Source organism: Neobacillus dielmonensis (genome assembly GCF_000612665.1).
GTDB classification, from domain to species: domain Bacteria; phylum Bacillota; class Bacilli; order Bacillales; family Cytobacillaceae; genus Neobacillus; species Neobacillus dielmonensis.
Genome location: NZ_HG942076.1, coordinates 255,278 through 282,041 on the forward strand (window position 1 = coordinate 255,278; position 26,764 = coordinate 282,041).

23 protein-coding genes and 1 pseudogene are annotated in these 26,764 nt (G+C 39.8%); 6 read left to right on the plus strand and 18 right to left on the minus strand.

Features of this window, described 5'->3' with window-relative positions; genetic code table 11:
• Positions 1-2: 2 nt before the first annotated feature.
• Both BN2425_RS17710 and BN2425_RS17715 read left to right on the plus strand, forming a co-directional pair.
• Complete coding sequence (locus tag BN2425_RS17710; RefSeq protein ID WP_042462175.1) at positions 3-221, plus strand: DUF2922 domain-containing protein; 219 nt, start codon at positions 3-5, stop codon at positions 219-221.
• Positions 222-329: 108 nt separating this feature from the next.
• A complete protein-coding gene (locus BN2425_RS17715; RefSeq protein ID WP_042462177.1) occupies positions 330-467 on the plus strand; it encodes a YvrJ family protein in 138 nt (45 codons plus the stop codon).
• Between the two features lie 191 nt (positions 468-658).
• Here the strand turns inward: BN2425_RS17715 and BN2425_RS17720 are convergent, their stop codons facing one another.
• The 8 genes from BN2425_RS17720 to BN2425_RS17755 all read right to left on the minus strand — a co-directional run bounded on the left by BN2425_RS17720 (position 659) and on the right by BN2425_RS17755 (position 8,201).
• Positions 659-1,948 carry a glycoside hydrolase family protein gene (locus BN2425_RS17720; protein WP_042462179.1) on the minus strand — a complete coding sequence of 430 codons (1,290 nt, stop codon included), beginning with the start codon at positions 1,946-1,948 and terminating at the stop codon, positions 659-661.
• A 436-nt stretch (positions 1,949-2,384) separates the two neighbouring features.
• The gene (locus tag BN2425_RS17725; protein WP_042462181.1) at positions 2,385-3,185 is read right to left on the minus strand and encodes a prohibitin family protein; all 801 of its coding nucleotides are present in this window, start codon (positions 3,183-3,185) and stop codon (positions 2,385-2,387) included.
• A gap of 266 nt (positions 3,186-3,451) precedes the next feature.
• Positions 3,452-3,733 carry a hypothetical protein gene (locus BN2425_RS17730; RefSeq protein ID WP_042462183.1) on the minus strand — a complete coding sequence of 94 codons (282 nt, stop codon included), beginning with the start codon at positions 3,731-3,733 and terminating at the stop codon, positions 3,452-3,454.
• A gap of 190 nt (positions 3,734-3,923) precedes the next feature.
• Positions 3,924-4,556, minus strand: coding sequence for a hypothetical protein (locus BN2425_RS17735; RefSeq protein ID WP_042462186.1), 633 nt, complete (start codon positions 4,554-4,556; stop codon positions 3,924-3,926).
• 113 nt (positions 4,557-4,669) lie between these two features.
• A complete protein-coding gene (locus BN2425_RS17740) occupies positions 4,670-5,383 on the minus strand; it encodes a DarT1-associated NADAR antitoxin family protein (RefSeq protein ID WP_042462188.1) in 714 nt (237 codons plus the stop codon).
• Positions 5,352-6,032, minus strand: a complete 681-nt coding sequence (locus BN2425_RS17745) for a DarT ssDNA thymidine ADP-ribosyltransferase family protein (protein ID WP_052352939.1) — start codon at positions 6,030-6,032, stop codon at positions 5,352-5,354. Before BN2425_RS17745 ends, BN2425_RS17740 begins: the two co-directional genes overlap by 32 nt.
• Before the next feature lie 472 nt (positions 6,033-6,504).
• Positions 6,505-7,554 (minus strand): phosphotransferase family protein, encoded by a 1,050-nt coding sequence (locus BN2425_RS17750; RefSeq protein ID WP_042462190.1) that lies wholly within the window; start codon positions 7,552-7,554, stop codon positions 6,505-6,507.
• Positions 7,555-7,619: 65 nt separating this feature from the next.
• Positions 7,620-8,201, minus strand: coding sequence for a TetR/AcrR family transcriptional regulator (locus BN2425_RS17755; RefSeq protein WP_042462192.1), 582 nt, complete (start codon positions 8,199-8,201; stop codon positions 7,620-7,622).
• Positions 8,202-8,587: 386 nt separating this feature from the next.
• Here BN2425_RS17755 and BN2425_RS22340 point away from each other — a divergent pair.
• The 3 genes and pseudogenes from BN2425_RS22340 to BN2425_RS17765 all read left to right on the plus strand — a co-directional run.
• A pseudogene (locus BN2425_RS22340) lies at positions 8,588-9,663 on the plus strand (AMP-binding protein); the annotation flags it as partial.
• A gap of 174 nt (positions 9,664-9,837) precedes the next feature.
• Positions 9,838-10,152, plus strand: a complete 315-nt coding sequence (locus BN2425_RS23155) for an AMP-binding enzyme (RefSeq protein WP_235714679.1) — start codon at positions 9,838-9,840, stop codon at positions 10,150-10,152.
• A 24-nt stretch (positions 10,153-10,176) separates the two neighbouring features.
• Positions 10,177-11,028, plus strand: a complete 852-nt coding sequence (locus BN2425_RS17765) for a crotonase/enoyl-CoA hydratase family protein (protein ID WP_042462194.1) — start codon at positions 10,177-10,179, stop codon at positions 11,026-11,028.
• 792 nt (positions 11,029-11,820) lie between these two features.
• Here the strand turns inward: BN2425_RS17765 and BN2425_RS17770 are convergent.
• The 6 genes from BN2425_RS17770 to BN2425_RS17800 form a co-directional block, all read right to left on the minus strand.
• The gene (locus BN2425_RS17770; RefSeq protein ID WP_042462196.1) at positions 11,821-12,393 is read right to left on the minus strand and encodes a hypothetical protein; all 573 of its coding nucleotides are present in this window, start codon (positions 12,391-12,393) and stop codon (positions 11,821-11,823) included.
• Between the two features lie 282 nt (positions 12,394-12,675).
• Positions 12,676-13,749: an ABC transporter substrate-binding protein gene (locus tag BN2425_RS17775; RefSeq protein ID WP_042462198.1), complete on the minus strand. Its 1,074-nt coding sequence runs from the start codon at positions 13,747-13,749 to the stop codon at positions 12,676-12,678.
• Positions 13,746-14,552, minus strand: a complete 807-nt coding sequence (locus BN2425_RS17780; protein ID WP_042462202.1) for an ABC transporter permease — start codon at positions 14,550-14,552, stop codon at positions 13,746-13,748. Before BN2425_RS17780 ends, BN2425_RS17775 begins: the two co-directional genes overlap by 4 nt.
• Before the next feature lies 1 nt (position 14,553).
• Positions 14,554-15,357 (minus strand): ABC transporter permease, encoded by an 804-nt coding sequence (locus tag BN2425_RS17785; RefSeq protein ID WP_042462310.1) that lies wholly within the window; start codon positions 15,355-15,357, stop codon positions 14,554-14,556.
• Positions 15,347-16,456 (minus strand): ABC transporter ATP-binding protein, encoded by a 1,110-nt coding sequence (locus tag BN2425_RS17790; RefSeq protein ID WP_042462203.1) that lies wholly within the window; start codon positions 16,454-16,456, stop codon positions 15,347-15,349. The genes BN2425_RS17785 and BN2425_RS17790 overlap by 11 nt, the downstream gene beginning before the upstream one ends.
• Positions 16,457-17,910: 1,454 nt before the next feature.
• Positions 17,911-18,963 (minus strand): HEPN domain-containing protein, encoded by a 1,053-nt coding sequence (locus BN2425_RS17800; RefSeq protein ID WP_042462207.1) that lies wholly within the window; start codon positions 18,961-18,963, stop codon positions 17,911-17,913.
• A 629-nt stretch (positions 18,964-19,592) separates the two neighbouring features.
• Here BN2425_RS17800 and BN2425_RS17805 point away from each other — a divergent pair.
• A complete protein-coding gene (locus tag BN2425_RS17805; RefSeq protein WP_042462210.1) occupies positions 19,593-20,168 on the plus strand; it encodes a dihydrofolate reductase family protein in 576 nt (191 codons plus the stop codon).
• Positions 20,169-20,594: 426 nt separating this feature from the next.
• On the opposite strand, the gene BN2425_RS17810 is transcribed toward BN2425_RS17805, so the two are convergent.
• The 4 genes from BN2425_RS17810 to BN2425_RS17825 all read right to left on the minus strand — a co-directional run bounded on the left by BN2425_RS17810 (position 20,595) and on the right by BN2425_RS17825 (position 26,688).
• Complete coding sequence (locus tag BN2425_RS17810) at positions 20,595-21,617, minus strand: DUF3231 family protein (RefSeq protein ID WP_042462212.1); 1,023 nt, start codon at positions 21,615-21,617, stop codon at positions 20,595-20,597.
• Positions 21,618-22,008: 391 nt separating this feature from the next.
• A complete protein-coding gene (locus tag BN2425_RS17815; RefSeq protein WP_042462214.1) occupies positions 22,009-23,229 on the minus strand; it encodes a cupin domain-containing protein in 1,221 nt (406 codons plus the stop codon).
• A gap of 23 nt (positions 23,230-23,252) precedes the next feature.
• Positions 23,253-24,863 (minus strand): response regulator transcription factor, encoded by a 1,611-nt coding sequence (locus tag BN2425_RS17820; protein WP_042462216.1) that lies wholly within the window; start codon positions 24,861-24,863, stop codon positions 23,253-23,255.
• The gene (locus BN2425_RS17825; RefSeq protein WP_042462218.1) at positions 24,856-26,688 is read right to left on the minus strand and encodes a cache domain-containing sensor histidine kinase; all 1,833 of its coding nucleotides are present in this window, start codon (positions 26,686-26,688) and stop codon (positions 24,856-24,858) included. Before BN2425_RS17825 ends, BN2425_RS17820 begins: the two co-directional genes overlap by 8 nt.
• Positions 26,689-26,764 lie beyond the last annotated feature (76 nt).

Genomic DNA, 26,764 nt, shown 5'->3' on the forward strand with positions numbered 1-26,764 from the left:
ATATGGCAAAAACATTGGAATTGGAATTCGGCACAGAGTTTGGAAAAACAGCACGTCTTTCTGTTGAAAATCCAAAAGAGCCTGTCGATGAAGAAGTCGTAAAGCTATCGATGACCCAAATCATTGCTTCTGACGTGTTCGTATCAGCCAGCGGCAAGCTGGTTGCGGCGAAAGGGGCAAGAGTCATCGACCGCAATGTCGTGGAATATGAACTCGCTTAAGGTGCGAGACCCGAAGAGGCCGGCTTCAACAGGAACCGGCCTTTTTTATGGTAGCCAGAGGGACGGTTCTCATGGAGTCTAAATAAGTAGAGAAAGGAGTGAATAGCTGTGGAACAGATTATTCCGCTCATCAGCGAGGTGGGCTTTCCCATCGTAGTGACCCTATATCTGCTTTACCGGATTGAAGTAAAGCTAGATTTAGTGGTCCAGTCGATCCAGAGTCTTCCGGAACGAATGAAGGGATGACATCCTGGCAAAAACTTATTTCTACCCAATGACTGCATCTCCTTTTGGGGAGGCAGCCATTTTATAGTACATTTATCCATTTCATTACTTATGATGGAACAATCATGTGAAACAAGAAAATCAGGGCGAGGCAGTGCTCCGCAATCTATTGTTGGTTGCCAGAAGAACCGTCCCCGTGGACCCCAGAATCATTATTCCAAAAAGTCATTAAGTTTCTTGTCGATTTTCCATAGAGCCAGCTGTTCTTCATTGTTTGAGTATTTTGCATATATAAAGTAGAGCTTGTTATCTACTTTGAGGACATCATATAAACTTGCTCCTGATTCGGCATCCAGATTAATATCCTTTTTTAAGACAGTAAATTGTTGGTCTAGTATGGCATACTTCATATTGGCAAATTCATAACTGCCTGTTCCACCGTGATCAAGGTCGCTGCTGTAGAAAAAAATGAATCGATCAGGATTTACCTTCATAAGACTTGATGGTTCATGGTCTGCCATATCAGAAAGGATTATCTTTGCCTGTCCCCAGCTTTTCCCTTTATCACCTGATGAAATGACCTTGATCCTGGAATGGCCCCTATCGATCTCTTCCTCCTCATACAGAAAATGAAACTGGTCATTTTCATCTACGACTAACTGTCCATCCTCTAGATTCTTATCTTCGGTTAATATGGACTGGACATATTCCCACTTCTTTAAGTCTTGAGAGTGATATAGCTTGATAGTATATCGTCCATTCTCTTGGGAAGGATTTCCTCTATTAATGGTACCCTGAATATCCGTAAAGGTGGCATAATAGCCATCTTTGGTGTGAACAATAGTCGGGTCAATTTTTAAATTGCCCTCCGTTTCAATGACCGATAGTTTTTTGGCTGTTCCATTCTTTAAATCAACTTCATGAATTTCAATGCTATTCTTTTCAAAGGATCCCGTAATCATAATCGTCTTGTTTTGGGACACTTTCACCATATCAAACCAATTTGCAGGTATTGCTGGAGTCATTTTTTTGAGGGGCTGTTTTCCTCTTTTTAAAAGCATTTGTCCACTCGTGATAAACGCAAGGACGCTGCCATTGTATTCAAGTAGTTTTGAATCTCCCGCAGGAAAGGATTCTACCCATTCTGTCCCCTGTGAAATGGGTTCAACAAGATTTTTATCTACCTTGACATCCAAATTCGTTTTCTGTTCTACTTGTTTTCTATTACCTTTAATCATGATTTTGTTGAAACTCAAATTTAGATTAGAGCTTCCGTTGCGTTCCTCCACGTCCTGTCTCCTGTCAGACAATGTTGGAGTGGTTTCGGTATCCCATTGTTTTTTATACCTTGCAGCATTATTCGAATCTGAAAGCTCATCAATACTATAGACGATCTTTCCTTGCTTTTGACTTTTAGATTGGGGCTGCTGCTTGAGATCTGTACAGGCAGACATAAGGGCCAGAAGCAACACCAAATAGAGTAACCATCCTTTTCTTAACACTTGTACCATTCCTGTCTTTGTTTAACTTGAGCTGTTGGCTGCGGTTCTATTAGAGCATCGGTCAAATATTTTCTAATATTAAAGGAACTATCCCTATTTATTTTGAACTTATTATGGCTTTGTTACACTTTGCTAAGAACTCACATTTATAAACTTACTTGATAGCACTAAATCAGGTGTTATATTTGACCATCTAAGCTCAGTTATAAAAGCAAAATCTCGGCTTCGCGACACCGCAATAAAAAAATGACCTCGGTATCGAGACCAAGGTCATTTTATGACATACAAAATATATCAGCTCTACACGATTGGCATAACATTAGAGGATGGCTCTTCATTGAAGCACAAGAACTGCCCCCCTGCTTCACCGCCAGAGAAGGGGTTGCCAGAAGAACCGTCCCCGCGGTTACCGTGACAGGCAATCTACACCGCCATCTTACTTCTCAAGCCCATTAACATCGATAAATGGTGTGGCGCCTCCCGTGACGCTCGGAAGGCGTCCGTCCCATTTTTCCAAGGCTTTTTCTTGGACTTCGATTTGTTTTAATTGAATTAATTCCGGGGTGACTTCTTGTTTCTTTAGCCGCAGTGCTTCAGCTTCAGCCTGGGCTTGTGCCACTTTCTGCTCCGCTTCAATTTTGACTCTTTCGAGATCCCGCTGGGCGCGCAGGGCATTTTGCTCTGCGGTTTGTTTCGATTCAATCGCTTTATTAAACTCTTCACTAAACGCAAATTCCTTAATATTAATATCCTCAAGCAGCATATAGTATTTCGTTAATTTATTCGCCAGTATATCCTTCACTTTCGCTGATACCTCGGGGCGTTTTGAGATTAATTCCTCTGCCGTGTACTGGGCGGTAACCGCCTTCAGTGCTTCGGCAATGGCGGGGTCGACAATGCGGGTGCGGTAATCCATTCCAATTTCCTGATAGAGTTTATTGACCGCTTCGGGATCCACCGAATAGTTGACCGCGACCTTTGTCGTTACCATTTGAAGATCCTTTGAGGATGCCGACTGGGAACTTTCCTCCTTCTGAACCCGAACCTCAATTTGTTGAACCGATTGGACAAATGGTATCCTAAAATGAAGGCCCTCTGATAAAATGGTCGACTTAACGGCTCCCAATTGCACCAGCACACCCCTGTTCCCAGATTCGACAGTGGTTACTGAAGCAAATCCCACAACCACAATCACCAGCGCAATGAGTCCAATCAAAATCGATTTTGTATATTTCACATCGTACCCCCCTTAAAAATTTCCATCACTAAACAAATATGAAAACGAGAGCAACTTTATACACAGAGATCCATAGGGACGGTTCCGTTCGTCATCCCCTTGTTTCCCATTCTGTTATACCTGCTAGTACGAAGGTATCAAGGAACAAAGAAGTAACTCTGCTAGTGTTAGCACTATAAAAAGCCGTCAGTTTCTAATAATAGGAGGGTCTTTCTACCATTTCAAAAAATAGGAAGCTATGAGATTTCATCGTCTAAATGGTTCCTTTAAAGCATCCCAAAATTCGAGGGGTGACAGTGCACTGGAACTACCACTTTCACCTTTCTAAACCAGAGTATTCCAGGGATATAATGAACCCGTACAAAAAAAGAGAAGTGCGCTAACACTTCTCCCTGGAGCCATGGGGACGGTTCAGCTGGCAATCTTCCAATTTTGAAGGTTGCAGCTGCAAAGAAAGATGTATGGAACAAAACGATCAACTCATAAATGGCAACAATGGTGAAATGGCGATGGGAGATGAAGAAAACCAGCACGATGTTGATGCCCAATGGGGAACCACCTGATGATCGAGAAATATGGGTTGACGGTGACCGTGATACAACAAGAGGGCTGAAATCAGCCCTTTTGTTTACCCATCCCTTCACTTAATAGCATCGGTTAAAGACATGTTCACCCAAGAGCAAACAAAAGCTGTTCCACATTATTAATCTATAAAATTTTGTCAATGACAGGCAATAATTATTCATTATAATCGATCGTTCTTTGGCCCCCGCTATCAAATATTCTTACCAAGTTCATTTCAGTAAGTTCCTCATATTTTTCCTTTACCTTCACTTGACTGTCTATAATCATTTTAATAAAACTATCAAGTTTATCGACTAGAAAATCGTCATATTGCAATTCGGATTCAAGCAGAGAGTTGTACACATTATTGGTTAAATCGATGATTTCTGCATTAATTAAACTAACGTCCATACTTTTATAGTAGACCGAATAGTCGTCCGTTTTTTCCGCTAATTGGTCGCCTATATCATTGATCTCATGTGATTCTGTATGCTTTTGATACGCTATATCTTGAATATCTAATATTAATTGACTATATTCTAATAACCCTTCTTCATCAAATGGGGGCATAATCGATCCTTTGATACCATTTATTATGTCAATAAGCGTAGCTAACATTTTTTGATTATCCAGAAGAATTTGCCTTAATCGGTTAAGATAAGCGGCTCTTTCTTTTTGGTTAGTATCGTCATCAAAATCGGGACGAGGACGTGTTTCTTTTATTTTTTTCTTCATTTCATTAGCAGCAATATTCGATACATCGTTCGCAAACCGTTTAGATGCCCCATAAAATAATTTCTTCCACATAATTCTTCCCCCTTTGTTCATTCATTCCTATAACAATACCTACAAATCTATAAATCAAAATTCTCTATCCTACGATTTAGAATTGCCTGTCACCTAGATTAATGCTTGATTAATTAATCAAATATGGACAATTGTTGCGTGTTTTCTTCTGTCATTGTATCAGAGTCCTTCTTAATCCCCTCAGAAAACAAAGCCTTAAAACTTTCAGGAGAAGATAAAGCTTTATCCAGTAAACCGGTTCGGTAAAGAGCTACATATATAGCCGATGACTTGGCCTGACAGTTAATCGATTTTTCAGGATTAAATTCAATATCTGTAAAAGCATCGTATAGGATGACCTGATTAGCCAATTCTTCATGCATAGATAGGGCATTAACATAAAGCCAGTCATAAAATAAGGTTTTTGGGGTTAAAGGCCAAATCCTTCCAAAATAATCAAAATGAACTAGGTCCCCGGAATTCCGTAATCTAGGGTCCCTTTTTGCTTCTCTTGAGGACTTTTCTAGTAAATCCCGATAGGGCCCTCCCTTTTCAAAAACTTTACTAGATTGAAAGGCAGTCTCTACTGTAAAAGACTTACCGGACTTTTTGGTTTTAATTTCCAAATTAAAGGCACTTAACTTTACACCCAGATCCGTTTCAGATTTACTAGAGATTTCTAAAACCCTTTTTCCCTCTTCTATCCTATTAAATTCATCATGTAATGAACGAATAGACTTTTGTTTTTGCTGTAAGGAGAACCCCGGAAACCATTCGAACTGAGTATTTATCTCTCTGACATACCCATCCTCTTTACTACCAACTAGGAAAACCGGTCGTTTGGCCATAGCTTTTCCCCCAGTATTTATAATCTAACCTTCGCCCGAAATAATCAGGGTCTACAACAAATTCAATTGGCGATTTGTAAATGCGCCTTGTGCGTTTTCCATTATCTTGTTTCCTATACTCATTTAGAGTAGATTCATTTTCAAAGATGACCCTTTTAAAATAATCCACTTCAATATTCGTCTTTACTAGGACCTCTGCTTGAGGATCGGTAGGAAAATGAGGTAAAAGCCCCATTTCTTTCCTGCTTGGTTTACCACTTCTCTCTGCAAACATATTGGTTAAGCCGATTAGTCCCTGCTTCTCTTCCAAAGGAGTATTCCTCACTGCATTACTTGCAGCATTTGTATGGCAAAATGAACATTCTTTTTCCAGTAACACATCTACGGATAGTTCAATCACGACCCATTTTGATTCAGGAGTACTTTTCCTTTTCCTATAGAGCATCTGATATTGAGGAAAGCTAATGGTACAGGAGATAGCGTCTAGTGACTCATCTAGTCTCCGATTATCACTAACGAAATATTGTCCTCTATTAAAATCTAAATCAGTTCTGGCAATTAATCCAGAGAATAGTATAGTAGGTAAGTTATCAACTTTGGTAAAGTGGTATAGGCTCCTAATGCCATTTTGAATAATAAAATTCTCCACTCAGTCTCCCCCTTCGCTGTCGGGTGGTTTACTTTTGTTTCCAGAAGATTTCTTAAAAATAAAATTGCTTGCTATGCGCAAAATTCCTCACAGGCTTTTGTTTATTCCACTGAATTCTTTGAGTCACAATAATGGTATATTTCGATATTTTTTGACGGATTCCTTTTTTGAATATACATAGACTTAACAGGGGGAAAGGAAAGCCGGCAAATCGGGCAGGATGCCGTCCTCATAACAAAGTCGAAGTCATTCCTTGCCAAGCATCGCAACTGTCCGACTAAAACCATTGAACTGTGCTTCCACAGGGAATATCGGTTGTTCGCTCATTTAGAGACAGAAAGGAATACCGCGAAAAGAAGCCTATAATCGTTTGGGCCATTAATTTCTTGTATTTCGATTTGATTGCAGCCCAATTAGATGCTGAGATGGACACTGTATAAAAAAGGCCGGCTTCATCAGAAACCGGCTTTTTTTATAGAATTCTATTTTCCCTTGTTAAATTGGCCATCTCAAATAAATTGGCAATTGGTATGTGCAAACTTGCGAACCGATGATCATCTGTTGCTCCTTTTTTCCAACGATAATAGAGTTGTTGCAAAATGACGGCAAGCTTATAAAAGCCAAATGCCACATAAAAGTTGATAGACTTGATGTCACGGCCACTCACTTGGGCATACAGTTCGGCCATTTCACGTCTTGAAAAGAATCCTGATTGGTTTGTCACCACGGAGATACCCATATCAGGGTCACCCTTTTCTCCCCAATAAGCTAGCACTGCCCCGATATCTGTCATCGGGTCACCGATGGTTGCCATTTCCCAGTCCAAAACCCCTTTTACTATGCCAGGGTCATACGGGTCCAGAACAAGATTGTTTAGTTTAAAGTCGTTATGAACAATCGTCGTGTCCACAGTGGCTGCCATATTCTTTATCAGCCACGCCTCCAATTCCTCTACACCAGTAAATTCATTTGTCTTGGACACAGCGTAACGTTTTATCCAGCCATGGACTTGCCTTTCCAAATACCCTTCAGGCTTACCGATGTCCATTAAGTTGGCCTTTTGATAATCTACCTGTTGAAGCTCCACCAAGCTATGAATGATACCTTTTGAAACGGCCGGTCCAACCTGCTCAGACGGTCCGTAATGATTAGGCAAAACTTCGTTAATCACAACACCTTGCTTTTTTTCCATTAAGTAAAAATGCCTTCCCATTATGTCAGGATCTTCGCTGTATAAATAGGGTTTTGGAGCAAGGGGGTAGACACCATGAAGTTTTGATAGAATCCTATACTCGCGCTCAATATCATGGGCTTTTGCTGGAATTTCACCAAACGGAGGCCTTCTTAAGACCGATTCCCAACTTCCAACTGACAGCAGATACGTATGATTGGAATACCCTTCGGAAAATTTCTTGATTTTCATTGTTTCATCCGGGATGTCCGAAAATGTTTTACGAATCAGCATCTCCAATCGATTCCAATTGATATGTTCATGATCAATAAGTGTGTTTACAGGTTTCATAGACTGTGATTCTCCCCTCTTACCTGGCAGGTACAAATTAGTCTCAAAAAGCCAGAAAACTGGTTTCATTCATTAAAATATCCATTCTTCAATAAAGCGGAAACGAACTGACTGATTTGTTCTTTATTGTATTTTCCTTTTGGAGAAAACCATTTATATGTCCAGTTGCACAGACCTAAAATCAGTTGAACCGCAACAGGTGGATCGATGTTGGCAAAATAGCCTTGATCCATCGCCTCTCGGTACACCCCTGTGATGGTTTGATAGTATTGATTGATCCGTTTTACCGTTTCTTGTGTAATACTTCCAGGCAGATTCTTTTGCTCTTCAAAAAAGATCCCCATCTCAATCTTGTTATCCAGTATAGCAAGCGTATGCTGTTCTACAATCATATGAAACTTTTCGTGGGCTGGTTGTTTCAAGGACAGTATTTTGCTTAAGTAGGTCTCCGCACGATTTAGAACATTTTTTAAAATAGTCTCCAGGATTTCATCCTTGCTTTTAAAATAATAATAAATTGCAGGGTGTGTAACATTCAATTGCAGCGCAATCTCTTTCATACTTGTATTGCGATAACCATTTTTAAAAAATAGTTTACTTGCTTCTTCAATAATTTTTTCTGCACTAATGGCAGGCGTATCCTTCAATTTGATCCTCTCGTTTCTAAAAAAATTATGAGTCCGAGGAAATCTACTAACATAAACCTTACTTACTGGTAAGTAAATAATCGTTTAATATTAAATTACCATTTACATCCTTTTTTGTAAATTGCTTATGAATAACCATGTGGTGAATGATTCTTTATTTTAACCGTTAATTGAATATTCATAATTATCAATAATTGTAATTTACAATTTTTGGGTCCGGTGATATCATTTACTTACTGGTAAGTAAATAAAAGGGAGGGAGTTTATTCAGTATGAGTATGGATGTAACGAAAAAGGCTCAGTGGTATCCTGATGAACAAAGTGCTGTATTGCTTGATAGGACGGTCGGAGACTATTTTGACGAGCAAGTAGCTCAATATTCAGACATGCTGGCCGTGAGTTATAAGCAGTATCCTGAATTCCATATTCCGGAAATCAACTGGACATATAAAGAATATCAGTCGAAAGTAAACCAACTTGCTAAAGGGCTAATCGCAGAAGGTTTTCAGTACGGTGACCACATTGCAGTGTGGGCCCCTAATATTCCTGAGTGGCCATTGCTTCAATTGGCCTCTGCAAAAGTAGGCTTAGTCCTGGTGACCGTCAACCCCGCTCTCCGTGCCGATGAAGTGGAATATGTATTAAAAACCAGTGATACCAAAGCTCTCTTCTTCCTATCAAACTTTAGAAACCGAAACTTCCTTACAGATGTTCAAAGTGTGATGAACAGGATTCCATTGCTGCAGAAAATCATCACTTTCGACAAAATGGAAACGGATACATCTAATGAAAATATAAACCATTCCCCATTCCAAGACATTTATTTAAAAGGGGACACGATTTCAGACTTAGATTTAAAGGAAAAACAGTTAGTAGTTAGACCTACTGATACTTTTCAGATCCAGTTCACCTCAGGTACAACAGGTTTTCCAAAAGGAGCCATGATTACACACAGAGGAGTGCTCAATAATGCGAGACTCTCAGCTCTTCGCTGGAAGTTGGGAAAAGGGGATTCCTATTGCTCACCCCTCCCATTTTTCCATACGGGAGGAAGCGTAATCAGTATTCTTTGTGCGATTGCCGCAGGAGCCTCTCTTCTTCCGGTCCCCTATTTTACGGCGACGGATTGTGTGGATATTATGGACGATATAAGGCAACCCATTTCTTCGGTGTCCCGACCATGCTTCATGCGGTAGTCAATGAGTTAGAAAAAACAAACGCCCGTCTACCCTCACTGCGGGTTTTCATGAGCGGAGGCGCCCCGGTGCCACCTACTACCATTCAAAAACTCGAAAAACGATCCAATGCAAAAGGAGTCATTCTGATGGGCATGACCGAAACCAGCCCTCTCTATACACTAGGGTCTCCAGACGACTCCGAAGAAAAAAGACACCATTCCACCGGAAGGCCGCTTCCGCATACGGAAGTACGGATTGTTGACCCTGTGACGGACGAAGTAACAGACTGTCAAACCCCCGGGGAAATTCAGGTCCGCGGATACCTGGTCATGTCAGGATATTACAAAATGGAAAGCCAGACCAAAGAAGTGCTAAGTCCAGATGGATGGTTCAGGACCGGTGACATTGGGATGATGGATGAGGAAGGGTATTTAAATGTGATTGGAAGAATCAAAGATATGATTATTCGCGGCGGCGAAAATATCTATCCAAAAGAAATAGAAAACATTCTTCTTCAACACCCTCAAATCAATGATGCTCAAGTGGTAGGTGTTCCAGATGAATATTTTGGTGAAGTGGCAGCAGCCTGCATCAAAAAGAATAAGGATGAATCTTTAACGGAAGATGAAATTATCCAATACTGCAAAAGTAAAATGAGCCATCAAAAAGTGCCCAAATATATCTTTTTCACTGATGAGTTTCCGCTGACAGCAAGCGGGAAAGTCATCAAGATGGCACTTAAAAAACAAGTCATCGAGGAACTGGGAATCTAGTTTTTCAAAACAGGAGGAGATAATATGGATTATAAAAATATAAAACTATCAGTAGACAATCGAATTGCCACCATCAGCCTAAACCGTCCGGAGCGCCTCAATGCCATCACCAACGAATTATTATTTGAAGTGCAAGCGGCCGTATTAGAAGCGGATCATAACGAGGATGTTCGTGTCATTGTATTAAAAGGCGAAGGGAAAAACTTTTGTGCCGGGTACGACCTCGACATCATTACAGAAGATGAAAGCAACAAAGATAACGGAGGGAATGGTGTTTGGGACCCCATTCATGACTATACTTGGATGTCCAAAAACAGCAACGCCATGATGAGCCTGTTTCGCTGTTCAAAACCGGTGATTGCCCAGGTACATGGATGGGCTGTAGGCGGCGGCTCGGATATGGTACTTTGCGCCGATATGATTATCGCTTCGGAAGATGCCCATTTTGGCTATCCACCAACCCGGGTTTGGGGGGCTCCGACAACACCGATGTGGATTGTCCGATTAGGAATGGAAAGAGCCAAAAGACTATTATTTACCGGCGACTCGATTAATGCGGTAGAAGCAGCTAAAATTGGAATGATTTTAGAGGCAGTTCCTCTAGAACAGCTAGAAACAAAAGTGAATGAACTGGCAAACCGTGTCGCTCTCCTTCCAGCTAATCAATTAAAAATGATGAAGCTTTATGTGAATCAAATGTACTTAAATATGGGATTAGACACGACCCAATCCTTCGGAATCCTTTTTGATGGGATTGCCCGTCATACGCCAGAAGGCATCGCATGGAGGGAAAGCGCCATTACAAATGGAGTGAAACATGCATTAAAAGAAAGAGATGAAGCATTCAGGGATTATAGTCAGAGGGTAAGGGACTAACACCTCCAGGGGGAACTCCAGGGGGACGGTTCTGGTGGCATCCACGTGAGGAAAAAATCCAGTAGAACCGACCTTCTGGCTATACTCATAATATTCGGGAGTATTGAGCCTCTCGTTATGCTTTTCCCCTTAGTCTCCGGGAAAGGTTCACATGGTGCCCCCGTGGACGTTTCACTCATTTTATATGCCTCGGAACTGTCTTCCATCGTGGTTCCATAGGGACGGTTCTCTTGGCTCTATTGCCGCTCAATCCGTCCTATGGCCAAACTTCGATTTTCAGTACATCAAAAGTCTCAATCATTCGTATAAATACGCCAACAAACTGTAACTATATTATAAATTTTTGTAGGCACCGCAATTACACGGTATTGAAACCATGGTTATTTTATACCATTAAAATATATCAGCTCCACACGATTGTCATAACATTCGAGGATGGCTCTGCATTGGAGCACAAAAACGCCCCCTTTGCTTCACCGCAGGGGAAGGGGTTGCCAGAAGAACCGTCCCCGTGGTCCCAAAAATAGGCGGCCATGAAATTTCATCGTCTAAATGGTACCTTTAAAGCATCCCAAAATTCGAGGGGTGACAGTGCACAGCAACTACCACTTTCACCTTTTTAAACCAGAGTATTCCAGGGATATAATGAACCCATACAAAAAAAGAGAAGTGCGCTAACACTTCTCCCTGCAACTGCTGCCGTCAATAACCTATCAATCTTCGACAAAATTCGAGCGGTGCCAGACAACCAAAGTTAGAACCCCAGAAGAACCGTCCCTGTGGCGCCGCTTGTTACCAATTCCATTTGTCCAGAGCAACGAAGGTGCAAAAGGTAAGCAGTAATCCAAATCCAAAAAAGAGAGAAGAGAAAAACATCCCGTTGCCGTACTTGTCTAGTAAACTGAGATAGATAACTCGGTCATCCGCTGTTATGGTGAAGGTACAGATTACGTTCACTAGGAAGATAACAAACATGATGATGGTAGCGGATTTAATACTGATTAGCCTATGTAACCCAGGTAAAACGGTTTTGGCAACCAAAATGGAATACACGAACATCGCCAAATAAAATACGAACGCAGGGTAAAACAGAAAGGTATGGAACGTTGCCCGCAGCAAGGGCATCACCGCAAAAAAACCTAATAAAAAAATCATAAGAAAAGAGACTAGTGCCTTATACCGTAAATAATCTTCTTTCGTTCGATACCAATAATAAGCCAGTAACATACCGAGAAGGGATATTCCCGTATTCGTCCAAAACATAACAAGTGATTCTTCTGGAAGCACGCTGCAAATGGCCCCAACGAAGAAGGTGATCCATAAATATATGGCCTGACTTTTCCAGAAGCTAATTTTTTTCTCCAATTTCAAACCTCATTTCAATTCCTTTTGAGATAGAACAATGACTATCCACCTTATCCAATACGATTTAATAGGATGAAAAGTTCCATTGGTACTGCCGTGCTTGAATTTCCAATAACTTATACGCAAAAAAGACAGTACATAATGAGTGTACTGTCTTTCCATTCAGTCTTCCTGAGATTAATAACACACATTAAGAGCAACGAGTGCGCCAGTAGAACCGTCCCTGTGGTCCCAAGGGTACCAATAGAACCGTCCCCGTGGTTCCCGTGGTTCCCTTGGTTCTTATTTCGGATGCATTTTGAATTGCAGGAACAGTTCGTTGTAAAGGGACAGGTTTCGTTTCCCTAGGTTTTCGTATACTTCAAGCTTTTTGGTTAGCTCCGGTGAAGGATAGAATCGCTCGTCGTTCACGACTTCTTCGTCTAAGTACTTCAGCGCTTGCTTGTTTGGTGTGGAGTAGCCGACATAATCGGTATTCTTGGCCGCTACCTTGGCATTGAGCATAAAGTTGATGAATTGATGGGCTCCCTCGACATTTTTGGCTGTTTTCGGGATGACCATATTATCGAACCAGAGGTTGGAGCCCTCCTTCGGTACCACATAATCCAAATCTTCATTTTCAGACATGATTTCGGACGCATCTCCTGACCAAACCAAGCCAATCGATGCTTCTTCGTTTGCCATCAGCATCTTGATTTCGTCGCCGACAATCGCCTTTACATTGGGTGTAAGCAAATCCAGCTTCTCTTTCGCTTCCGCCAGGTGCTTTTTATTCGTATCATTCAGAGAATAGCCTAAACTATTCAGCCCCATCCCCATCACTTCCCGGGCCCCGTCAATGAGGAGAATCTGGTTTTTTAAATCAGGATTCCATAAGTCATTCCAGCTGGTAATTTCTTTATCGGGAAGCAGTTTGCGATTATACACAATCCCAACGGTGCCCCAGAAATAAGGAACCGAGTACTTATTTTTCGGATCGAACGAAAGATCCATAAACCGCTGATCGATATTTTTTAGATTCGGCAGCTTGGAATGATCCAAGGGGATCAGCAAGTTGGCCTGAATCATTTTTTCAATCGTGTATTCGGAAGGAACCGCGACATCGTAATTGGTTCCCCCTTGCTGGATTTTCGTCATCATCGCCTCATTGGAATCGAAGGTTTCATAGATGACCTTGATGCCGGTTTCTTTTTCAAACTGTGCGATCAAATCCTCATCAATATAGTCGCCCCAGTTATAAACCGTCAGGGTATTGCCGCCCGAATAACCCTGTGACGTATTCAGGCTGGATATGGCATACAGCAGAATGCCGGACGACACCACAATAATTAGGAAAAAACGGAGGATTTTGTTCATCGCTTTCGCACCCCCATTCCGTTCAGTTTAGTCCGCTGGGTGATAAAATAATAAATCACAACCAAGAGCATCGTAAACAGAAACAGGATCGCTGATAAGGCGTTAATATTCAGAGATATCCCGCGGCGGGCCAATGAATAGATTTCCACCGAAAGGGTCGAAAAACCATTTCCCGTTACAAAAAAAGTAACTGCGAAGTCATCTAAAGAATACGTTAAGGCCATGAAAAAGCCGGCGAAAATCCCAGATGAGATATACGGAATAATGACCTTGGACATGACATTCCAGCTGCTGGCTCCCAGGTCACGTGCTGCATCAATCAAGGATGGACTCATTTCCGATAGCTTTGGCAGGACCATCAGAACGACAATCGGAATGCTAAACGCGATATGCGACAATAGCACCGAAGAAAATCCCAGTTTGATGCCGGCCATGGTGAACAGAATTAAAAACGACGCCCCAATGATGACATCTGGACTGACAATGAGCACATTGTTAAACGATAATAGCAGATTCTTGGTTTGCCGTCTTTTGGCCATATAGATGGCCAATGCACCTAAAACACCAATAATGGTGGAAAAAAGGGCTGCTAACAGAGCCAGCACAATGGTGTTTAAGACAATAATCAAAAGCCTCGTATCATGAAACAATTCCTTGTACCATTTTAGAGAAAAGCTTTCAAAATCATACATCGTCTCTCCACTGTTAAAAGAGTAGAAAATGAGAAAGAAAATCGGGGCATATAAAATCAAAAAGATGATGACCAAAAACAGTTTTGCCCATGGAGTCATTTTCTGATCCATCTTACACACCCCGCTCTCGAGTATTTGTCACAAGCATAATCAGTACCATAATCACGATTAAAAACACAGCAATCGTGGACCCCATTCCCCAGTCCTGCGTGACTAGGAATTGCTGCTCAATCGCGGTACCAAGCGTAATCACCCGGTTTCCGGCAATTAACCGGGTCAGCATGAACAAGGAAAGGGCCGGTATAAACGTTACTTGGGTTCCGGATTTTACCCCGTTGATCGTCAGCGGAAAAATAACCCGGCGGAACACCGTCCACTTGGATGCTCCCAGGTCATGGGCGGCATCGATCAAGGTGGGGTTCAGTTCCGATAAGGAGTTAAAGATTGGCAGAATCATAAACGGTATAAAAATATAAACCGACACAAAGACAAAGCTGAAATCGGTAAATAACAGCTGCTGCCGGCCGATTCCGATCACTTGTAAAAAGCTGTTGGCAATCCCGTATGTACCAAAAATGCCAAGAAACGCATATGCCTTTAATAACAAGTTAATCCAAGAAGGAACGATAATCAGAAGCAGCCATAATTGTTTATGCTTCGTTTTGGTTAATAACAAGGCCGTCGGATAGGCAATCACTAAGGAAATGGCCGTAATTAAAAAGGCATACCAAAACGAGCTGAGCGTCATTTTTAAATAAACCGGCGTAAAAAACTTCCCATAGTTCTCAAATGAAAAATGCCCTTCAATGTCAAGAAACGAATAATAGAGAACTAAACCAATCGGAGCAATCACAAACAGGACAATCCACAGTAAATACGGCACCTGATAGAGCTTGCGGGTGAAGTTATTTTCCATCATCTTCACCATCATTATAGGCCTCTAATCGCCTGTCGAATTCTTCCTCTGTTTCTCCCAGACGCATGACATGAATGGCTTCCGGGTCAAAATAAAGACCAATCTCCTCACCGACTATGGCCTTTTTGGTAGAATGGATCAGCCATTCGTTCCCATCCTTATCATAGCCAGAGATTTCATAGTGGACCCCGCGAAACAGCTGGGAGTCAACCTTAACCTGCAGCTTTCCACGCTCCAAAGAAGTGATTTCCAAATCCTCAGGGCGAATCACCACCTCAACTTCTTCGTTTTCATCGAAGCCCATATCGACGCACTCAAACTCTCGGCCAACAAATTCAACCAGTTGGTCATGAATCATTTTACCTGGTACGATATTCGACTCTCCGATAAAATCGGCCACAAAGCGGTTGATAGGTTCATCATAAATATCGATTGGCGTCCCGCTCTGCTGAATTTTCCCTTTATTAATGACAAAGATCTCATCAGACATGGCGAGCGCTTCTTCCTGATCATGGGTGACAAAAATAAACGTAATCCCAAGCCGCTGCTGCAGTTCCCGCAATTCATATTGCATTTCGGTGCGCAGTTTTAAATCAAGTGCCGATAATGGTTCGTCCAGAAGCAGAACTTCCGGTTCGTTCACGATGGCTCTGGCGATCGCCACCCGTTGGCGCTGGCCGCCTGACATTTCGCGAATTTCCCGATTTTCATATCCGGCAAGGTTGACAAAGCTTAATGCTTCTTTCACCTTGGCTTGGATTTGGTCATTTTTGAGTTTTTTAATCCTTAACCCAAAGGCAACATTTTCAAATACGTTGAGATGGGGAAAGAGTGCATAATCTTGGAAAACGGTATTGACCTGGCGCTTATTGGCCGGTACCTGGTTCACCTTTTTTCCATTTAAATAGACTTCGCCTTCAGTCGGTTCCATAAAACCCGCAATGAGGCGCAGGATGGTGGTTTTCCCGCAGCCAGATGGTCCAAGAAGGGTATAAAATTTCCCACGCTCAATTTCCAAGCTGACGTCATCAAGGACTGGCGGATCATCATCATATTGTTTCGTCACATGTTCAAATCGAATAATCGTTGAGCTTGTCATTGCCTATCTCCCTTATTCATAATCCTGTATGATTGGATAACAGGTAATATCACTATAATAGTCAACATAAAAAGAATAAAAACCAGCAGGCCCTCATCATATTAAGGGCCCATTTTATTTATATACTTTTATATCGATGGCCGCAAGCCAAAGATGGCCAGAGGGACCAGAGGGACGGTTCTTTTGGCTCCTTCATGGGCAAGTCCCCCTGCTCCCCCTATCCTATGCAATTATTTGATAAGTTGGGCCTGTTAGAAGTTGACCACCATAATCTCTTTTCCCGTAAATAGACACTACTATAAGTAAAAGTGAAACGAGAGAACCGTCCCCCTGTTTCAAAACCCGGCTCCACGGGGACGGTTCTCATGGTTCCCCCTAGAACAGTTCATACATCTATTATGCCTCGGAAACGCCTCCTAAATTTTCCGTATTTCCTAATTGTGTTTTGTAGCCAGATGGACGGTTCTTCTGGCTCCTTGCCACAGGCTATCGTCCCCATTCTCCACATCCTTTGCAAATATTTTATAAGCGGGGCATACTCTTCTTTCCCCGTAAATGTTAAAAATTCTAAGGAAACCATTGTGTGACCGTCAAGAAGATTGACACAGTTTTTGCTCATTTGAATATCATAATTAATTAGAATTTAGAATTAAAAACCAATGTGATCTCTATGATTAATATAAGCTACTAATGGCAGTGTTTTATTAAAATAAAAAGAGCCGAAATATACAAGTAGTGTAGAAAAACTTGTATAATTTAGGCTCTTTTAGGTACTTTTTTTGTTTCACTAAAGCATCCGTATTTTAAGCGAAAGAATTCACAAATTAAAACTGGCTTTCTCTTATTACTTCTTTCCCTTAAATTAAATTCATTTCATTAAAGGAAAGACCCCTCTCTTTTTTAAGAAACGGGAAAACTGTGGAAATTATTCATTACTCTATAAAGTTTATATCGAAACTCCATTTGAATTTTGGTGAAGACTCAGAAAGAAATTTCCCATCTCATTGGCTGAGTCTGGATCCATCATAACTGCCGAAGGTCTTGCCCTGAAAGTGTGGTATTTAGTTTGAGGTAATAATTCAACAAGTGACTTGGCAGCATTAAGGAAATAGGGTAAACTTTTTTCTCCAACCATGACTGATGTTGGAACATTTACTTCCCATCGGTCAATCGGTATGGCTTGCCAAATTGAGTTTCGCCCATAATCATTCCATCGTAAGCAAAAGTGCGTGCCATACCTTCCATAAACCTCCATGTATGTCCAGCTTTAAGTATTCAAAGGAGTTCCAAGCGCTTCAAGTGGTAACACGTCACCTGAAGACCTTCCAAACAACAAGCAGTTGCCACCAGCCTCATTTATAAGGGTCTCGATGTCTTCCACTTCACGTTCAACTATTATAATTCTGGCTTACTGTTTTAAAAAAAACCAACCCACTTTGGGGATTGCAATAAATTTAAAGAATATCTGTAACACCACTCTCGAGTTTCTCTCTTACATCTGAATAAAATTTAGTGTAATCCGTTTCCCTTATTGCTCGAATAGCAAGTTGTGTATTCGTGTTAAGAGGCTTATCTTCATCTAGAAAACTAATCATTTCCTTATTATTTTTTACGTCATTGTACATTGATACAAACCAATAATTTAAGAGAACAACTCTCACAAATTCTTTAAGTTCCTCATATAAGGCGTATGTTATTCTATCTGTTTTTTGTCCATGAATATACCTCGACCGTTCATCATACAGTTTTTTTATTCTTGAATAGATTTCATCTTTCTTATCTTTATCAAAAATCAACTTACTTGTATAAGTTGAAACTTTTTCAGCAATTTTCTCTTTGTCGTAATTAAATAACGATTCAAGTGATGCGAATAGACATAAAAGTTTTACTGGGATGTTATTAACAGAAAAAGATTGATTAAAATAATCTAGGGCACGAATATAAGCTTTATTTGTACTCATTATTCCTGTCATTAAATCCCAACGTATATGCAATCTTAGTCTATCAGATTGTAGTTCCAATTTATTTTTTGAAAACCTAAAAGGATGGTTCAATGGCGAGAAATCTTGCATAAAAAAGAACTTTCCTATAAAGTCCATTTCTTCATCGTAAACCTCAAGTTTTATTACTGGGATAAAAATATCAAAGTTTGTTACCAATCTAAGTACTTTTTCAAGGTATAGGACTTTGTTACATAATTCAATTAAGTTCTTTCCAACGTATTTTTTTATATTATCTTTTGAAGCCCCAATCTTATTTGCAACCTCAATTTCAATTAGATTATCATTTTCAAAGCAACAATAATAATGTTTTTCATCACCATCAAATTGCATACACCAAGAAGGGAGACTAGGATTTGCGAAATATGGATTAGCATTAAGTATTTCTTCGTATTTTGTTAAGTCTATTTGTTTTTGTTTGAAAACGAACTCGTCCACACTATAATCATTTTCCATGGGATATAATCCGTATACTACTGCTTCATACTTCAACTTTAACTTTTTCATTTTTTCCCCTTTTTGATTTTTATTTTACAGCAATGGATATTAAAAAGTGATCATTTAGTCTAACTTTTCTTAACGTAAGTGTAAAACCCTTCCCAATAGGCCATAAATCTCCATCTTATGTCATAATCTCCTCAGGGAAATACATGAGGAGGTTTTTTAATGAAAAAAATGGATTCTCAAAAGGAATAGGAACTCCGAATAGACAATAGTTAGTTTATGTTGGTGCATAAACCAGAGGGACGGTTCTTCTGGCTCCTCGCTTGAAGTGACACAATTAATTAGAATTAAAAACCAATGTGACCTCTATGATTAATATAAGCGATTAATGGCAGAGTGTTTTATTCAAATAAAAAGAGCCGAGATATACAAGTAGTGTATAAAAAACTTGTAGAGTTTTAGGCTCTATTAGCTATTTTTTTGTTTCACTAAAGCATCCGTTTGTATAAGTCTAGTTCTTCACATTCTTCTCTTTAACAAAACAAATCGGGACTGATGCTAGCACCATCCCATTACTTTTTAATTGGTGTAACTCATAGAACATTTTACCAAATTTTATAAAAATTGGTTATACTTACATTAGAGGTAAAGATGTATAAAAAAATATCCCGCAGGAACAAAGGAGACTAAAAATGAGAAAACTCGTTCTATTTCTGCACGCATCACTTGACGGTTTTGTAGAAGGTCCGAACGGTGAAATGGACATTGGCTGGGTTTCATACGATGCTGACTTGGAGAAACACGCGAAAGAAGTCCTGAGTACTGCCGACACTGTCATATGGGGACGTGAGACTTATCAGATGATGCACAGTTACTGGCCCTCTGTGCCTTCTGACCCCTCCGCTTCGCAGCATGAACTGAATCATGCCGAGTGGATCGAAAAGACACCCAAAATCGTTTTTTCCACGACGCTGGAGAAAGTCGAATGGAACAATACCAGACTGGTGAAAAAAGATGTCGAGGAAGAAATCAAAAACCTCAAACAGCAGCCAGGCAAGGATATGGTCATCCTCGGCAGTCCTAGGTTAGCACACTACCTTATGCAGCTTGATTTAATAGATGAGTATAAAATGACGGTTTCTCCCGTCCTAATCGGCAGCGGGTTGCCGTTATTCCAAGGTCTTAAGGAGCGGATCAATCTTAAACTGATCGAAAACAAGACATTTGATTCTGGAGCCATAGCCCTCGTTTACCAGACGGTTAGATGACTCTTTCTCCTAATGCAGATTACGACAGATACGATAGCTCACTAAGCCGCCTCTTCAACGAGACGGTTTTTTTAATATAGCCTAAATCTAAGATGATGACGCAACATTAAGTAGATCATACCGGCAAAACAATTTAGGTTAAGGATCCCTAAAAAATGCAAACTCAAGCAATCAAAAGCTAATGAAAAAAAGAGTGAAATGAAAAATTGGTATGGAATGATTACTTTAACCTTAAAGTTTGAAAAAATAGATCTTTAAGAAAAAAGAGAACAGAAAAAAAGACCACATTTAGGTCCGGAAATTCAGTTTCTTCAAGTAAAGGACCCCTTTAGTTTAAGTGCAACTTTTCACAATATATCTAATATAATTCATAATGATATTAAAAGAAGTCCTTGCTGTTAAATATAGAAGGACTTTAAACGTTATTTACAATTGATTCTTTTTTCTTATTAATTCATCTCTATCGGATGCCATTGGAGGCTGTTCCAACCATCTATTTTTAATCATGATATTTGCTCCATCTTCAGAATACATCTGAACTTCCATGGATAGCCTGTTGTACATTGCACTAATATCTCCTCTAGGACTTTGACTAACAGCTGTACCATAATAGCCAACGCTCAAAGAAATCAAACCACTTGTGAAGAACATCATCAGTTTATCAGAAAAAGTATGGGATGTACTATTTGTTATTTCTGAATCCCAACCCATAGGTGCTGGAAGTTTACTTTCCTCTAGCTTACTTCTAAATAATCTAATATGTTTATTCCCAATTTCTAAACCCTTTAAAAAGAATTGTTTTACATCCTTATCCTTTGCAACCTGACTGAAGCCAGTAAGTGCAGCTACTCCCAAGGCATTTCTTTGTAGATTCGCAAATAAATTATCGACTTCGGCAGCAATTAATGGTCTTTTTTCTCCGAACACATCTAACATAAACCATTGCTTTTTTACAAATTCAACCTCCTCTAAATTAGGCAGGCTAGGAGATCTGATAAACAATCCTTTAGACAATAATAATTCAGTTGACTTATCATATAACTGCATTGTTTCTGTAAGACATTCCATGTAATAGGATTTAATATCACTTCTTACAGATGTTCCAACACTACCAGCATAAGTTGTAAGCCCAACCTTAGACATTTGGTGTATAAAATTTAGTACAAAACTGTCGGAATAAAGTCTAGGAGCAGTTAAATCAACATCCTCTTCAATACTAAAACCATATGGAACTACATTTTTTTCCTCTATTAGTATTGCCGTTATCTTTTGAATATGTGACTTTGATAATTCTAAAGCAAATTCAATTATAGGCTTTATTTCAACATCCTCAGCTTTTTCTAGAAAATATGTAAGAACACATACGCTTGAGCTATCATTTAAGTATTGAAGCCAAAGTTGACCAATCTCACCCGCTGTTAGCCTAATCTGTTTTTCTTTATCATCCATAAGTAACCCTCCAAAAAAGTTATACTAAAAAATACTTTCCCCAGAAATTACCTATTGTATGTATTAGCTACCTAATGAGCCAAAGGGACGGTTCTTCTGGCTCCTGGCTCCACGGGGACGGTTCTCATGGTTCCCTTCTAGAACCGTTTAAATATCTCGGAAAGGCCTTCAAGATAGCCGTATTTCCTGATTATGTTTCATTTCTTCTTTAAGGATTTAAATCCCTTTACATCATATTATGACTACCAGCGGAACCGTCCCCTCGGCTCCTAATTAGGAATTTCCTAGTATTTAGGAAGAATTCTATCGACAAAATAAACGTCCTGTTTCACGAACAAAATAAAATGAAGGTGCCCATTTACTTCGGCCACCTTCATTTTCATTCAATCTATTACTTTAAATCACTATTTTCAGAGAAATGCTTTAACAGGACAATTGGCTCAGTCAAAGAATGGTTCATGATGGTAACACCTTTCCTGGCTGCGGGCTCCGTTACGAAAAATTCATCGTTCGTTAATTGTCCATAACGGATTAAGGACGGTGTCTCAATATCCCAGGCGCCAAACTTTCCATGACCCTGCAGCATATAAAAACCGTAAGCCGCACTATCTTTAATCGTGACCGTTTGCCCAGGAAGAACGGTCAAACGTTTAGCACAGACCACTTTACTCTTATAACAAATCCATTCCTCCATATACCCTTCTTCTTCCATCTCACTGACCGGACGAACTGGCTTTGGAGCCATAAAGTAATTTTGATAGAAATCAGGATCTGTGTTTTTCTCCCAGTCGATAATACTCATCAAATAGTCGAAGTTTCCAACTTCCTCTTCAGGCGTATCCTTCCAGAGCAGTTCTTCTGGTACAGCATGTTCGCCATGCAAGACGGACTGGTACATCGCATAAACATCCGATGCAAATTGTGGTTCATACGTGCACAAACTGCCTGGTGCATGCAGGATCCCAGGAGGCACATCCCATCCTGTATCAAGCGTTAATCTAAAAGCACGGGAAAGATCGGTAATTTTATTGTCCCCTTTTGTAAAATTCATTAAGGCTTCCTTTACCTGTTCTTTTGTAACACCTGGGTTGATGCCAAAGAACGTGTAAGGAAACTCACCGCCGTGATTATTCAACTGAGAAGGATAAAAATACATTTCTGGTTTACCTTTTTGACCCACACGAGCAGCTGCTTCATCATTATGGTGAATATGATGCGGCAATGGACCAAGGTTATCAAATAGCTTAGAATAAACTGGCCAGCCCTGATATTTTTCCCATAATTCATCCCCAATGGCTTCCCCTTTTAGCGTGTCCACCATATCTTTAAGAAGAACCCGCTCTTTTCCGTCTTTTGAAACGACGTAGCTCATCCCTTCATCTTCTGGAGTCTCCGGGCCGTTCTCCGCGTGTGTGGTCGAAGAAAACCAGCGTTCGTTGATTCCACCACGGGATAATCCAAGTACATAGTAATCCTCCGGATGCAGCTTTAATCGTTTTCCGGGGCGGCAAAAGGAACGAGGTACCCATGTTGGTGCTAGTCTTAACACCCCTTGACCCTCTTCCACTAATTTTTCAATAGCAGCTGATAGACCTTCAATTGTATTATTCATACTTCATTCAACCCTTTCTCATTTTAGATAATCGATTTTTGATTTTTTTGTTTAAATTCTCCGGGAGGCAATCCGGTAAACTTCTTAAACACTATGGAAAAATAAACGGGATCCTTGTACCCAACTAATTCCGAGATTTTTGTCGCGTTCATATCATGAACCACCAGTAATTCCTTTGCCTTGTCTATTCGGACCTTATTCAAATATTTATTAAAGTTCAATCCAATCTCCGCTTTAAATAACTCACTAAAATAGGACTTATTGATATTAAGTTTATTGGATATGGACTCCAGCGTAATCTCTTCTTGAAACCTTTCATCGATCATCCTTTTCGCTTCAAGGACAAGACTAGTACATTGGTTATTTTGTTTTTTTGAAATCCTCTCTGCAATATCAAAAAGCGTGGAAAGGAGGCTGTATTTTATATCCTCTACACTTTGAAAAGATCTGATCGTTTCAAAGAAGCTATAGCCAATGTCTTCAGGAAGACGGACGTTTTTAAAATCGTGAGTTTTTACGATGAATGTCAAAATTTCAATTGATAGTCTTTGCGAAAAAAGAAGTCTGTCATGATCGTAATCCTTACGCTCAAATAATCCGTTGACCGCCGCTACCAAATTCTTACGATTGTAATTCTTAATATAGCGAATCAAATCTTCTAACTCATTGGAATCATACATATAACTTGAATCCTTATCTTCTAGTTCATCGAAAAAAATGAGCGTTGACTCTTCTTCAACAAACAAGGAAGAATACAGGGATTTCAAATATTCTTTTCTAGTATCCAAAATATTCTGATAGCTACGACTAATGAAAAGCTGAAGTTTGACCTTCTTGGTTTCAGCCAAACGCTGTACGGCTGTGTTTAGCGTCGCTTTAAACTCCAGCATTCGATCCTCATCCACTTCTTCTCGAAAACCAAAGATGCATTGGAACTGCTCCTTAGTACTTGGGTCAATTAAGTTTGAGAGGAAACTTGGCTTTCCCAATGATTCTTCAAGCATGTCTTGGATTTCACTGGTTAAGCTTTTATTTTTTACATGGTTGTAATTAATAACTCGACCATTAATGAATAGAAAGAACTGGTATTTAGGATAATCACCAATTGGAATAAGTAGTTTTTGATAGTCCGATTCTGTCAGATCAACATCCTGAATCAACCGATTTACCATGTCTGCCTTAAATAGTGGAAGACTAGATTTAATATAGGAATCGGCTTTTTTCTCCTCTACTCTTTTTCTACTCAATTCTTTTGAACTTGTAATCGCTTTCCAAAGAGCGCTCCTTAATTCTTCGCGAACGATAGGTTTTAACAAGTAGTCCTTTGCCCCGCATTTTACAGCCTTTTGCACGTATGCGAATTCAGAATACCCGCTTAGCACAATTACCTGGATGTCAGGAAATTCACTATTTAGTATGTCAAGAAACTTCATACCGCCCATTCCAGGCATTCTCATATCCAGGAGGACGATATCAGGAGGTTCCGTCTTGATCTGTACATAGGCATCTTCCGCATTTTGATATTCACCTTGAATGGTTAAAGGTAAGTTTTCGCGACGAATTTTTCCGATAATACTTCTCCTCACAGCAATCTCATCTTCTACCACGATTAGAGTTGTCATGCTTTCATCCATCATGTCCACCTCCCGATTCAAGTGCTGGAAACTTAATCGTGATCAAGGTTCCCTGACCCGAAACACTATCAATAGCAAAATATAATTGTTCTCCATAGACCATTCTTAGTCTTGCGTAGACATTTTTCAGTCCTAAGCTTTTCGTATTGGATGGGAAGTAGCTCACCACATCTTGCTGTTTCCTAAACTGTTGAAATTCCCTTAGCTTTTCTTCAGCAAACCCTACCCCATTGTCTTCCAATGCAAGGACTACATTCTCTGCCTCTTTTTTAATGGTTAATCGAATGAATCCTTGCCCGAACTTTTTTTCAACCCCGTGTTTAATAGAGTTTTCCACCAACGGCTGTAAGACCATTTTCACAATCATGAAATTTACAACATCAGGTTCTATTTCATGCTCAATGATTAATTGATCCTCAAACCTGCTTTTTAAAATAAGGAAAAAATCTAAACAATTTTGTATTTCATATTGAAGCTTTACTTTTTCTTGTTTCAAATCAATGCTATATCGCAGCATTTTACTTAATGACTGAGAGATGTCGGAAATTTCATATACGCCTTTATCATCCGCAATCCCTTCAATGACCTCAAGCGTGTTATAGAGAAAATGAGGATTGATTTGCATGAGGAGAGCCTTTAACTCGGCATTCTTACGATTGATTTCTGATTCGTATTGCGTTCGAATCAGCTCTTTGATCTTATCTAACATCGATTGAAAACTTCTTTTTAGAACTTCCGTTTCGACATTTGCTTTTGGAACATTCATATCAACTTCCAAATTCCCTTTCTCCACCACACTCATGATTTCACTCAGTTTTTTTATTGGCCTTGATATTCGAATCGAGAGAATAATCGATAAAATAAACACGACCATTAAAGCCGTAATACCTATAATGAAAGTAAAATACTTTAAAGACTGTAATTGGTTCGAAAGATATTTCTGTTGAACAGAGCCTATGATCAGAAGCCCCTGGTCATTAAGTTTCGATGATACGATAAGAAGTTTTTCCCCATCCACTTTTGCTGTGAAACTACTTTCCTTTGACTTTAAAACCCTACTAAGTAAATGAGGATTTACATTTGTTCCAATGCGTGAAGAATTGGTATGGTAAAGGACCGTATGATCGGCATTTATGACTTGGACAACACTGCCTTTTCGATTTTCAAATTGGCGAAAAATGCTGCCAAACGATTCAAGCGTTTTATCAAAAGAAATATACCCAATCCTTTTATGGTTAAATTGATTGATGACCGGTTTGGAGGCAACGAAACTCAACTTTCCTCCTTGTTCAAGCCGGTGAACGTCATAAATCAACTCTTCTTGATCATTACGGAGCATCCTTTGATTCCATATCTTTTCTTCAGGTGAATTGTAAGAAATTAACCGATAATCTTTCCGATTATAGGCACTAGTGATAAAGTCTCCTTTGTCTGAAAAGATTCTAATATTGTAGTAATCTTTTGTAGAATCAAATGTGCTATTTAAATAGTCAGTAATCTCTTTATTATTTTCTAAAAAGTCGACATTACTTAATGACTTTTCAGGACTTAAATCGATGTTATTATTGATGACTCTTGCTGAAAAGACCTTGGAGTCATTATCCAGCCTTTTTAAATAAAGACCAATGTTCTTTTTAATCCCTTCTATCAACTGCACATTACTTTGATTCACTTCTTTGGTAATGATTCTGGAGGATGTGACATAAGAAAAGACCGCGAATAAAAGGATTGGCACAAGAATCACCAAAGTATAGGTCAGAAGAAGTTGATTCTGGATACTTTTATTGGTAAAACGTCTGGCTAGATAATGAAATACAGGGTTCATTCTTTCCAACTCCATTAATTAGAAAATATAGTTCTATTATACTAATCATTCAATTGGAAAAGCTGAACCCTTCCTG